Source organism: Mesorhizobium sp. BR-1-1-10 (genome assembly GCF_020165595.1).
GTDB lineage: Bacteria > Pseudomonadota > Alphaproteobacteria > Rhizobiales > Rhizobiaceae > Mesorhizobium > Mesorhizobium australicum.
This window is the reverse complement of record NZ_JAIUIL010000019.1, coordinates 15980-27818: the sequence shown is the minus strand read 5'-3', so window position 1 is coordinate 27818 and position 11839 is coordinate 15980. Positions and strand designations below refer to the sequence as shown.

The following is an 11839-nucleotide window of genomic DNA, read 5'->3' as shown; positions in this document are numbered from 1 at the left end:
GGGATCCCTTGGTCCCGGTGGGTTTCACGCCATGGTTGACGGAACCTTTCCGTTCATCCGCCGTTCAGACGCAAAGGTCCACGGTAAGCCCATTCCCAGGGTAGGCGTGGGGCCTGTTCTCTTGGAGAAGTGCAATGAACGCGCTCTTTTCTTCCACTGTCAAATCCGGGCTGATAGCGCTCGGTATTGTCTCCGGCATCACGGCGCCATCCGCTGCCGCGCCGATTCTGCAGCCGGATGTGTCGATCCCGGCCAGCACCGCCGCGCCGACGGTCATCCCGGTCCGCGAGGGCTGGGCTGGCGGAAACAACGGCGGCGATTGGAGATGGCGCCGGTCAGGCAATTGGAACGGCCGCCATTGGAATGGCGGAGGCAACTGGAGCGGCCGCCACTGGAACGGTGGTGGCAACTGGAACCGCGGCGACAACTGGCGCTGGCGCCATGGCCGCCATCATTATCGTGGCGGACGCTACTACGATGATGGCGCTGCGGCGGTCCTCGGTCTCGGCCTGGGGCTCGGCCTCGGCAGCATGTACAACAACTACAACAACTACGAGTACTATGCGCCGGCGCCGCGCCGCTATTATCGCGCCGGCCGGCTGTCGAACGCGCATGTGCAATGGTGCTACAACCGCTACCGCTCGTATCGCGCCTACGACAACACGTTCCAACCCTATAATGGCCCGCGCCAGCAATGCTGGTCGCCCTATAGTTGAGCTGCCTGCGGCTGATACCAGAAATGAAAACGGCGCCACGTGGCGCCGTTTTCGTTATTGATCGCGAAGCGTGGATCCTCAGTTCTTGGCCTTGTCGACCAGCTTGTTCTTGGAAATCCACGGCATCATGGCGCGCAGCTTGGCGCCGACTTCCTCGATCTGGTGGCTGTCGTTGTTGCGGCGGATGCCCTTGAAGCGGGACATGCCGGCGCGGTATTCCTGCATCCATTCCGAGGTGAACTTTCCCGTCTGGATGTCCTTCAGCACGCGCTTCATCTCGGCCTTGGTCTCGGCGGTGATGATGCGCGGACCCGAGACATATTCGCCCCACTCGGCGGTGTTAGAGATCGAGTAGTTCATGTTGGCGATGCCGCCTTCATAGATCAGGTCGACGATCAGCTTGACCTCGTGAAGGCACTCGAAATAGGCCATTTCCGGCGCATAGCCGGCTTCCACCAGCGTCTCGAAGCCGGCGCGGATCAGTTCGACCAGGCCGCCGCACAGCACGACCTGCTCGCCGAACAGGTCGGTCTCGCATTCCTCGCGGAAATTGGTCTCGATGATGCCCGAACGGCCGCCGCCAACGCCGCAGGCGTAGGAAAGCGCGAGATCGAGCGCGTTGCCCGAGGCGTCCTGGTTGACGGCGACCAGGCACGGCACGCCGCCGCCCTTCTGGTATTCGCCGCGCACCGTGTGGCCCGGGCCCTTTGGCGCGATCATGACGACGTCGACGGTCGACTTCGGCTCGATGAGGCCGAAATGCACGTTGAGGCCGTGCGCGAAAGCGATCGCGGCGCCGTCGCGGATGTTCGGCGCGATTTCGTTCTTGTAGATGTCGGCCTGCAATTCGTCGGGCGTCGCCATCATCATCAGATCGGCCCATTTGGCGGCGTCGGCGACGCTCATCACCTTGAGCCCGTCGGCCTCGACCTTCTTGGCGGTCGCCGAGCCGGCCTTGAGACCGATGGCGATCTCCTTGGCGCCGGAATCCTTGAGGTTGAGCGCATGCGCCCTGCCCTGGCTGCCATAGCCGATGATGGCGACCTTCTTGCCCTTGATCAGGTTGAGATCGGCATCACGATCGTAATAGACACGCATTTTACTTCCTTCCCGTTTTGAAGATCAAAAGCCCTGAGGCCCGTTTTTTGCTCCGAAAAGAGCGAGAAACTGCTGCGTCGCGCGGACGGCGTCGCCGCCGATCGCCGCCTCAGTCAATTCCATCCGGTCGCCGAGCAGCAGGCGGATCTGCACGTCCCGGCCAACCAGCCCGAAAAAGGTACGGAACGCCGTCTCGGCATCCGTAAATTCAAGGAGGCCGGTCTGCCGGCCGGCCTCCAGCACCGGCTTCAGCCGCTTGGCCAGCGCAAAGCGCCCATTCTCCAGCACGACGGCGCCGAGATTGTCCTTCCCCGAACCGGCATGGCCGACCGCCACCCTATTGAGGGCGATCGACGTATCGCTGGAGATCACCTTCAACCAGTCGGAGGCAAAGCGCTCCAGGCTCGCCGTAAGCGAGGCAAGGTCAAGCCCCTTGCCGTCGACCGAAGCCACCCGCACTTTCGAGGCCTGCCATTGCACAGTCGCCGTCAAGAGCCCATCGCGATCGCCGAACCATTTGTAGAGCGTCTCCTTCGAGCAGCTCGCGCGACGCGCCACCGCGGTCATGGTCAGGTGATCGCCCTCCTCGACCAACAGCCGCAAAGCCGCGTCCAGGACGGCCTGCTGCCGCTCCGTCAGCGCCGCGCTGTTGTCGATGTCGGGTACGCTGTGCAACACGCTCTTCCCTCGGAAGGACAAGGCAGGGCGTGAATTCGACCTGCCGTACCGTACGTTACGGTTCGGCATATTGCGCAATCCGGTGAGCGGCGCAAGGGCAAAGAAGAAAAAATCCGCTGATGTCCGCGCAGCCGCGCAGTCCGCAAGCTCAGTCCGCGGTAGGCGGATGACGCAGGCGGCCCAGCAGTGCCGAGACCGTGCTCAGCTCATCCGACGACAGCTTCGCGCCAACCAACTCCTCGATCGACCTGCCATAGATCGCCCACATGCGGCGGCGCGTCTCCCGTCCCTTGGGCGTGATGCGGATGTGATGGCCACGGCCGTCGTCGGCCACCGGCAGTTTCTCGACCAGCCCGTCGGCCTCGAGCCGAGCCAATAGCCGCGAGATGTTGTACTGCGCGAACAGGGTGCGTTCGATCAGTTGAAACGGCCGCAAGCCGCCCTCGCCCGCCTCGGCAAGCTCGTGCAGCACATCGTACCAGGCGAGCGGCGGCAGGCCGCCCTCCTTCAGCGCGTCTTCGGCCCGTTCCATCAGTTGGCGCGAAACCCGCATCAGGCGGGCCCAGGCCCTGATGGCTTCAGGCGAAGGCTTGGCTTTTTCGGTCATGGCCCACCCTAGGCGATAGATGCAGATGCATCAAGCTTGACGTTCAATGCACTGCATCTACATAAATGCAATTGCATCGATATCGAAAGGCACATTCCTATGAAACCCGCCGACACCCTTGTTCTCGTCAGCCATCCGCTCTGCCCCTATGTCCAGCGCGCCGCGATTTCGCTGGCCGAGAAAGGCGTGCCGTTCGAGCGGATCGACATCGACCTTGCCGACAAACCGGACTGGTTCAAGGCGATCTCGCCGCTCGGCAAGGTGCCATTGCTGCGCGTACGGCAAAATGGCGACGAGACGATAATCTTCGAATCCGCGGTCATCCTCGAATTCCTCGAGGAAACGCAGGCCAATCCCCTCCACCCCGCCGACCCCTATGCACGCGCCCGGCACCGCGCCTGGATCGACTATGGCTCAGCCATCCTCAACACCATCGGCCGGTTCTATTCAGCGCCGAGCGAGGCCGGCTTCCTCGCCGAAGCCAGCGCGCTGTCGGCAATGTTCGACCGTGTTGAGGCTGAACTGCCGGGCGGCGCCGGGCGGAGCGGGCCATGGTTCGCTGGCAATCGCTTTTCCCTCGTCGATGCCGTTTACGGTCCGGTCTTCCGCTACCTGGACGCCTTCGATCGGATCGGCGATTTCGGCATTCTTGACGGCAAGCCGCTTGTCCAGGCCTGGCGCAGTGCGTCGAGTGACCGTCCGTCGATCAGGCAGGCCGTGGCGCCGGACTATCCGCAGCGCCTGCATGCCTTCCTGCGGGCGAAGGGATCTTTTCTATCGAGCCTCATTCGGCAAGGCGATCCGGCCATAGAGCTTCGGCAAGCCCAGCCCGCCTGAACGGATCGATCACCGTGCCGGCGACCATGGAGGCCAGGAACCGCGGCGCCGGCGGGATCTTGGCGATCGTCGCCACCAGCCTGTCGCGGATGAAGGGCAGCGCCACCGAATCCGACTGATAGAAGGGCGTGAACGCCAGCGACAGTGCCTGAAAGACCCTGACATGCCGGCGCCGCGCTCGCGCATAGACTTCCAGCGCTGTCTCCACGCCGTCCGCTCGCGCCAGCGCATAGCTAAGTGCCGCGGCGTCGAGCAGCGCCATGTTGGCGCCCTGGCCAAGCTGCGGGCTGGTCGAATGGGCGGCGTCGCCGATCACCGCCAACCGCCGGCCAACCGGAAACTTCATTGTGTGATGGCCGTAGCGGGCCAGCGAAAGCTGGTCGAAACTGTCGATCTGGTTGGTGAACGCCTCGGCCTGCGGCCACAGCCGCACCACCCGCTCCTTCCAGGCATCGATGCCGAAGCTGCGGACTATATCGGCATCCGCCGGTTTCAGGCTCCAGAAGAAGGCCGCCATCCTTTCGGCGCCCGGCTCGGGCCGCCCGATCGGCAGCACGCCGATCATCACGCTGGCCTTGTCGTAGCGCTGCAGAAGCGCGTGCTCGTCAAAGCCCTCGCCGCGCCAGCCGAGCGATGCCCAGAACGCGCCATAGGTGAGTGGCCGTGGCGCTTCGGCACTACCGGCGCACCGCCGCAGCTTCGAGCGCGCGCCGCTGGCGTCGACAATTAGATCGAACGGCCCTTCCCTTCGGCCGTTGCCCCGGATCAGCGTCGCCCGCTCGCCGGTCTCCAGGGCCTCGATTTCGACGCCGGTCTCGATGGGGATCGCCTCGCGCCGGGCAGCGCGAAAGAGTACGCCGAACAGGGCGGCCCTGTGTACCGCCAGGCCGAAACGGTTGCCGCGCTGGGCATCGTAGCGGACATCGAGCACGGTGCGGCCGCTCGACGCATCGACCCCATGCAGTCGATCGATCCTGCTGCCTAGCGCCATTATATCGTCGAGCAGGCCGAGATCGGCGAGGACCGTCAGCCCAGTCGGCTGCAGGATCAGCCCGGAGCCGACCGGCCTCGGTTCCTCGAAGCGCTCGAAGATGGTGACGCGGTGGCCGGCGCGCTTGAGATAAAGCGCCGCGGCGAGCCCGGCCGGACCAGCGCCGGCGATTGCGATATCGTAGGAAATGCCGCTGCCCCCAAGCCGAACTGGCCGGGACAATCCTTCAGCCGCCGGATGAAATCAAGTCGCGACGCCGAGCGCTACCCGGTGGGTCAAGCCTGCGTCGAATCGAAGGCAGTGCGCGCGCCACGCACTGCGTCATGGTTGTTTTCGGCCCACTGCAGCAGACACTGCAAAGCGTCGAACATCGATCGCCCAAGGTCGGTCAGGCTGTATTCGACGCTGGGCGGCTTGGTCGGAAACACCTCGCGGCGCACATAGCCGTCGCGCTGCAGATCGTAGAGCGTCTGGGTCAACATGCGCTGCGAGATATCGGGAACCAGCCGCCGCAGCTCGCCGAAGCGATAAGGCTGCTCGGCCAGCGCCGCCGTCAGCAGCGAACTCCATTTGCCATTGAGTCCCTGGATGACATCGCGGACCGGGCAATCGGCAATGTTTCCGCCGTCGGTCATCGCTTTGTAGACTTCGAGTTTGGATTTCAGATTGACGGTCCGGCTGTCCATGGCTGGTTCCCTGCGTGTGCCTACCTCCCCAAAAACTGCCTTCTTTACGGCACCGGGTCAATTCCTATTTTAGTGCTGGTCTCTTTTTGAGACCACCACCCGAACCGCCCTTCCGGCGCAATGTCAGGATCCCCCATGACCGCAACTCTTCTCGTCACCGGCGCGTCCGGCCAGCTCGGCCGCAGCGTCATCAACCATCTGCTGGACACGTTCGAGGTGCCGGCGGCCCGGATCATCGCCACGACCCGCACGCCCGCCAATCTTGCCGACCTGTCGGCGCGCGGCGTCACCGTTCGCGGGGCCGATTTCGACGATCGGGCCTCGCTTGCCCAAGCCTTCGCGGGCGCCGACCGGGCGCTCATCATTTCGACCAACGAGCTGGCGATCCGGGGAAAGCGGCGCGAGCAGCAGCTTGCCGCCGTCGCGGCGGCCAGGCAGGCTGGCGTTGGCCACCTGCTTTACACCTCGTTGCCCAACACCGAACCCGGTTCCGCCGTGCTCTTTGCCCCCGATCATTACGACACCGAGCAGGCGATCAAGGCCAGCGGCATTCCCTACACGATCTTCCGCAACGGCTGGTACGACGAGAACCTGTTCATGGCGATGCCGCAAATCCTCGCATCGGGCCAATGGTATACGTCGGCGGCCGACGGCGCGATTTCCTATGGCGCGCGTGACGACCTCGCCGCGGCCATAGCTGCGGGGCTGGCTTCGGATAACACCGAAAGCACGACTTACACGCTGACTGGCCCCGAGGCCTACACATCAGCCGAAGTCGCCGTGCTCGTCACCGAAGTCACAGGCAAGCCGATCCAGGTCGTCCAGCTCTCCGATGAAGCGCTGACCGAAGGCATGAAGGCAGCCGGGCTTCCCGAGCCGATCGCCAGGCTCCTGGTGTCCTTCGACGCCGCCACGCGCGCCGGCGACCTTGGCATGGTAACGGATTCGGTCGAGACACTTTCCGGTCCGAAATCGGTACCGCTGAAGCAGTTCCTCGAGGCCAACAAGGCCGCACTGGCGGGTTGATGTCAGCGCGGCGGGAAGTTCTTTCTCCCGCCGCGCTATTTCGGGGTCTTGACCAGCCCGAGCCGCACCAGGCTTTCGGCGGTGGCGGCCAGCGCGTCCTCGCGCGAGCGCGGCGCCCAGCCGAGCATGCGCACCGCCTTGGCGTTGGTGGCGTTCTTGACCTTGCCGAGTTCCGTCACGAGTTGCGCGGCTTCCGCGTTGAACAGCCCCACCACCCGCACCAACCAATCGGGAAGCTCCCGGGTCGTGACCCGCGAGGCGGCCGCGCCGAGCCGCGTTTTCGCCGTCTGGGCGATCTCCCGCACGGTCATGAAATCGCCGGCAACAGCCAGGAAGCGCTCGCCACTGGCGGCGGGATTGGTCATTGCGCGCACATGCAGGTCCGCCACGTCGCGCGCGTCGACCACGCCGAACGACAGGCGCGGCAACCCAGGCATCGCACCGTTCATCATGCGCTGAACAAATTCGGTGGAGGTCGAATGGTCGGACCCGAGCACTGGTCCGAAAATGCCGACAGGATTGACCACGGCCAACTCCAGCTTGCCACCCTCGGCGGCGATGAAATCCCAGGCCGCGCGCTCGGCGAGCGTCTTCGATTTCACATAGGCGCTGACCTTGGCCGTCGGATCGGTCCAGCTCTCCTCGGTGAAAGGCCGGCCGCCGGGCGGCATCTTGCCGTAGCCGATGGCGGCGAAGGACGAGGTCAGCACGACGCGTTTGACGCCAGCATCTCGCGCCGCCCTGAGCACGCGCAACGCGCCTTCGCGAGCCGGGATGATCAGGTCGTCCTCATGCTTCGGCACGCCGGGCGGAAATGGTGACGCGACATGCAGGACATAGTCGCAGCCGGCGACAGCGTCGGGCCAGCCGGCATCGCCCATGAGGTCGGCTATGGCAAAGGAAAGCCTGTCGCCCGGCTCGCTGCCGCCGGCCTTGAGCATGGCGATAACATCGGCTTCACGCCTGGCGGCGCGCACCGTCGTGCGCACGCGATAGCCCGCCTTCAACAGGGCAAGAATACAGTGCGCGCCGAGGAAACCCGATCCGCCGGTGACAAGCACCAATTCGCCGCCCAATGGCCGCCTCCCCGTTCAGGCCGAGGCGATCCAACTCGTCAGATCGCCACCTGCGTGCCGATTTCTACCACACGTCCGGTCGGGATCTGGAAATATTCGGTCGCGTCGGCCGCCGTGCGCGCCAAGCCGATGAACAGCCGGTCCTGCCACACCGGCATTCCTGAATTGGGCGAGGCTTTCAGCGACCGCCGCGACAGGAAGAACGACGTCGTCATGATGTCGAACTTCCAGCCCTGCTTGCGGCAGATCGCCAGCGCGCGCGGGATGTTGGGCTGTTCCATGTAGCCGAAGGTCAGCGTCACCCGCATGAACAACTCGTTGACCGTCTCCATCTTGACGCGTTCGCTGTCGGGCACGACCGGCTGCGGCGCGGTCACCACCGAAAGGATGACGTTCTGCTCGTGCAGCACCTTGTAGTGCTTGAGGCTGTGCATCAGGGCGGTCGGCGCGCTCAAGGGATCGCTGGTCAGGAACACCGCGGTGCCGGACACCAGCTGCGGCTTCTTCTTCAGCAGATTGCCGGCGAGGAAATCGAGCGGGATTTCGTTGCGGCGGGTCTTGTCGAAGAGATAGCGGCTGCCACGCACCCAGGTCCACATGCCCAGCACGATGGTGAAGGCCACCACCAGCGACGCCCAGCCGCCTTCGAACACCTTGACGATGTTGGAGGCGAAGAAGCCGACATCGATGAAAGCGAACAGCACGGTCAGCGGGACCGCCACCGACAGCTTCCACTTCCAGATACGGGTCATAACCACATAAAGCAGCACCGTCGTCACCAGCATGTTGCCGGTCACCGAGATGCCGTAGGCGGAGGCCAGCTTGCTGGACTCGCCGAAGCCGACCACCAGCATCATCACCACCAGCGCCAGCAGCAGGTTGACGCGCGGCATGTAGATCTGGCCGGACTGCTTTTCCGACGTGTGCAGGATTTGGAGCCTGGGCAGCATGTTGAGCTGCACCGCCTGGCGGGTCAGCGAAAAAGCCCCTGAAATGACCGCCTGGCTGGCGATGACGGTCGCCGCCGTCGCCAGCACCACCATCGGGATCAGTGCCCAACCCTCGTTCATTTCGAAGAACGGATGGCCGACCACGCCGTTCTTCGCCAGCACGAAGGCGCCCTGCCCGGCATAATTCAACAGCAGGCAGGGGAACACGACCGAGAGCCAGGCGAGCACGATGGGTTTGCGGCCGAAATGGCCGAGATCGGCGTAAAGCGCCTCCGCGCCGGTGACGGCAAGGAAGATGGCGCCGATGGTGACGAAAGCCACATCGGGCGAATGGATCAGGAAGGCGACGATATAGTGCGGGCTGACCGCCCACAGGATCTCCGGATCGGCGATGATGTGCTTGAGACCGGAAAGGCCGATGGCCAGGAACCAGATCGCGGTCACCGGGCCGAAGACCAGACCGACGCCGCCGGTGCCGAAACGCTGAACCGCGAACACCATGGCGAGGATGACCAGCGTCAGTGGCACGACATAGGGCTGGAAGGTGGGGGTGACGACATTCATGCCCTCGACCGCCGACAGCACCGAAATCGCCGGCGTGATGACGGCGTCGCCGAAAAACAGCGAGGCGCCGACGATGCCGATGCCGAGCATCAGCGCCGAACGCTTTGGAAAACTGCCGCGCGCCAGCGCCATCAGCGACAGCACGCCGCCCTCGCCGCGATTGTCGGCACGCAGCACGAACATGATGTATTTGATGGTGACGATGATCGTCAGCGACCAGATGATCAGCGACAAAACGCCAAGAATGTCGCCACGGTCGGCAACTTGCCCGCCCGACGACGCGACCAGCGCCTCGCGGAACGCATAGATCGGGCTGGTGCCGATATCGCCATAGACCACGCCGAGCGCGCCCAGCATCAACACCTTGGTGCTGTGCTGCTCGATTTCGGGATGGCTCGATTGGTCGACGGGTTCTGCCTCACTACCAGCACTGGCAAGGGCCATGTACGACACTCCGATAAACGCGCGGTGCTCTACGCTTGCTGCACTGCAATATCAAGTGCCGTAACGTTATGGCACTCATGTTGGCAGCGCGCGGCTTCTTGTGAGCGACTTCGAGCGAATGCCGGTCAATGCGACATTCGCGGGCTCATGTCCGGGCCTGTGGCAAAACCTGCGGGCCGGCGAGCACGTGTCTGTTAAATGGCGACCTGCGTGCCGATTTCAACGACGCGGCCTGTGGGTATCTGGAAATACTCCGTCGCGTCGGCCGCCGAGCGCGCCAAGCCGATGAACAGCCGGTCCTGCCACACCGGCATTCCTGAATTGGGCGAGGCTTTCAGCGACCGCCGCGACAGGAAGAACGACGTCGTCATGATGTCGAATTTCCAGCCCTGCTTGCGGCAGATCGCCAGCGCGCGCGGAATGTTGGGCTGTTCCATGTAGCCGAAGGTCAGCGTCACCCGCATGAACAACTCGTTGACCGTCTCCATCTTGACGCGTTCGCTGTCGGGCACGACGGGCTGCGGCGCGGTCACCACCGAAAGGATGACGTTCTGCTCGTGCAGCACCTTGTAGTGCTTGAGGCTGTGCATCAGGGCGGTCGGCGCGCTCAAGGGATCGCTGGTCAGGAACACCGCGGTGCCGGACACCAGCTGCGGCTTCTTCTTCAGCAGATTGCCGGCGAGGAAATCGAGCGGGATTTCGTTGCGGCGGGTCTTGTCGAAGAGATAGCGGGTGCCGCGTATCCACGTCCACATGATCAGTCCCATCAGGCAGGCAACGGTGATCGAGACCCAGCCGCCTTCCACGATCTTCACGACATTGGCCAGGAAGAAGCCGCTGTCGATGACGCCGAACAGCAAGGTCAGCGCCAGGGCGAGCGCCAGCTTCCATTTCCACATCTTGCGCATCACCACGAACAGCAGGATCGTCGTCATCAGCATTTCGCCGGTCACCGAGATGCCGTAGGCGGACGCCAGCGAACTCGAACTGCCGAAACCGACCACCAGCAGCATCACACCCATTGCTATGAGCAGGTTGACGCGCGGCATGTAGATCTGCCCGGACTGCATTTCCGAGGTATGCTGCACCTCGATGCGCGGCAGAAGATTGAGCTGCACCGCCTGGCGGGTCAGCGAAAAAGCTCCTGAAATGACCGCCTGGCTGGCAATGACCGTCGCGGCCGTTGCAAGTCCCACCATCGGCATCAGTGCCCAGTCAGGCAGCATCTGGAAGAACGGATTGGTCGGTTTTCCGTCATTGGCGAGCACAAAGGCGCCCTGCCCGAAATAGTTGAGCAGCAGGCAGGGGAAAACCACGGAAAACCATGCCAGCACGATCGGCTTGCGTCCGAAATGGCCGAGATCGACATAAAGCGCCTCGGCCCCGGTTACCGCCAGGAACACGGCGCCGACGGTGACAAAGGCGGCGGTCGGTGTGCTGGCCAGATAAATGACCGCGTAATAGGGATTGATGGCAAGCAGGATCGATGGATCGTCCATCAAGTGATAGATGCCGGCAACGCCGATGGCCAGGAACCACAGCGCCGTCACCGGCCCGAACACCGCCGCCACCTTTCCCGTGCCGAAGCGTTGCACGGAGAACAGGATGGCAAGGATGACCAGCGTGATCGGCACGACATAGGCGTCGAGCGTTGGGGTGACCACGGTGAGGCCTTCGACCGCCGACAGCACCGAGATGGCCGGCGTTATGATCGAATCGCCGAAAAACAGCGCCGCGCCGCAAAGACCGATCACCAGAATCAGTCGAGCGCCTTTGGGATAGGCGCTGCGTGCCAATGACATCAGCGACAGCGTGCCGCCTTCGCCCTTGTTGTCGGCACGAAGCACGAAGGCAACATATTTGACGGTCACGATGATCGTCAGCGCCCAGACGATCAGCGACAGCACGCCAAGCACGTGAACGCGCGTATCGATGCCGGGCGAAGCGTGAAGCGCCTCGCGAAAGGCGTAGATCGGACTTGTGCCTATGTCGCCATAGACAACGCCGAGTGCGCCCAGCATGAGAACCTTGGTGCTGTGCTGCTCGACCCCGGTATGGCTCGATTGCTCGACGGTTTCAGCTTCGCTCCCGCTATTGGCAAGGGCCATCGACCACTCTCCGATAAGCGCGCGGTGCTTTATGCATGCTGCGATACGATATCAAATG

General features: G+C 63.6%; 11 protein-coding genes. 3 read left to right on the top strand and 8 right to left on the bottom strand.

Annotated features, from left to right (window positions below; translation table 11 throughout):
• Window positions 1–134 precede the first annotated feature (134 nt).
• Complete coding sequence (locus LB555_RS28635) at window positions 135–716, top strand: BA14K family protein (protein ID WP_224684324.1); 582 nt, start codon at window positions 135–137, stop codon at window positions 714–716.
• A 78-nt stretch (window positions 717–794) separates the two neighbouring features.
• On the opposite strand, the gene ilvC is transcribed toward LB555_RS28635, so the two are convergent.
• From ilvC to LB555_RS28620, 3 genes are all read right to left on the bottom strand, one after another.
• On the bottom strand, window positions 795–1814 hold the full coding sequence (gene ilvC / locus LB555_RS28630) for a ketol-acid reductoisomerase (protein ID WP_013531065.1): 1020 nt from the start codon (window positions 1812–1814) through the stop codon (window positions 795–797).
• A 24-nt stretch (window positions 1815–1838) separates the two neighbouring features.
• Complete coding sequence (locus LB555_RS28625) at window positions 1839–2492, bottom strand: TetR/AcrR family transcriptional regulator (RefSeq protein ID WP_224684323.1); 654 nt, start codon at window positions 2490–2492, stop codon at window positions 1839–1841.
• Between the two features lie 148 nt (window positions 2493–2640).
• The gene (locus LB555_RS28620) at window positions 2641–3099 is read right to left on the bottom strand and encodes a MarR family winged helix-turn-helix transcriptional regulator (RefSeq protein WP_224684322.1); all 459 of its coding nucleotides are present in this window, start codon (window positions 3097–3099) and stop codon (window positions 2641–2643) included.
• 99 nt (window positions 3100–3198) lie between these two features.
• Between LB555_RS28620 and LB555_RS28615 the strand changes: the two genes are divergently transcribed.
• Window positions 3199–3936 carry a glutathione S-transferase family protein gene (locus tag LB555_RS28615; protein WP_224684321.1) on the top strand — a complete coding sequence of 246 codons (738 nt, stop codon included), beginning with the start codon at window positions 3199–3201 and terminating at the stop codon, window positions 3934–3936.
• On the opposite strand, the gene LB555_RS28610 is transcribed toward LB555_RS28615, so the two are convergent.
• Both LB555_RS28610 and LB555_RS28605 read right to left on the bottom strand, forming a co-directional pair.
• Window positions 3884–5149, bottom strand: a complete 1266-nt coding sequence (locus LB555_RS28610) for an FAD-dependent oxidoreductase (RefSeq protein WP_224684320.1) — start codon at window positions 5147–5149, stop codon at window positions 3884–3886. The two genes, LB555_RS28615 and LB555_RS28610, sit on opposite strands and share 53 nt — an antisense overlap.
• Before the next feature lie 53 nt (window positions 5150–5202).
• Window positions 5203–5613 (bottom strand): winged helix-turn-helix transcriptional regulator, encoded by a 411-nt coding sequence (locus LB555_RS28605; protein WP_140724094.1) that lies wholly within the window; start codon window positions 5611–5613, stop codon window positions 5203–5205.
• A gap of 135 nt (window positions 5614–5748) precedes the next feature.
• Between LB555_RS28605 and LB555_RS28600 the strand changes: the two genes are divergently transcribed.
• Window positions 5749–6639 (top strand): SDR family oxidoreductase, encoded by an 891-nt coding sequence (locus LB555_RS28600; protein WP_224684319.1) that lies wholly within the window; start codon window positions 5749–5751, stop codon window positions 6637–6639.
• 35 nt (window positions 6640–6674) lie between these two features.
• Here LB555_RS28600 and LB555_RS28595 read toward each other — a convergent pair whose 3' ends face one another.
• The 3 genes from LB555_RS28595 to LB555_RS28585 all read right to left on the bottom strand — a co-directional run bounded on the left by LB555_RS28595 (window position 6675) and on the right by LB555_RS28585 (window position 11781).
• The gene (locus LB555_RS28595; protein ID WP_224684318.1) at window positions 6675–7715 is read right to left on the bottom strand and encodes an SDR family oxidoreductase; all 1041 of its coding nucleotides are present in this window, start codon (window positions 7713–7715) and stop codon (window positions 6675–6677) included.
• A gap of 38 nt (window positions 7716–7753) precedes the next feature.
• Entirely contained in the window at window positions 7754–9673 is a 1920-nt protein-coding gene (locus tag LB555_RS28590; protein ID WP_224684317.1) for a potassium transporter Kup, read from the bottom strand.
• 194 nt (window positions 9674–9867) lie between these two features.
• A complete protein-coding gene (locus LB555_RS28585) occupies window positions 9868–11781 on the bottom strand; it encodes a potassium transporter Kup (RefSeq protein WP_224684316.1) in 1914 nt (637 codons plus the stop codon).
• Window positions 11782–11839 lie beyond the last annotated feature (58 nt).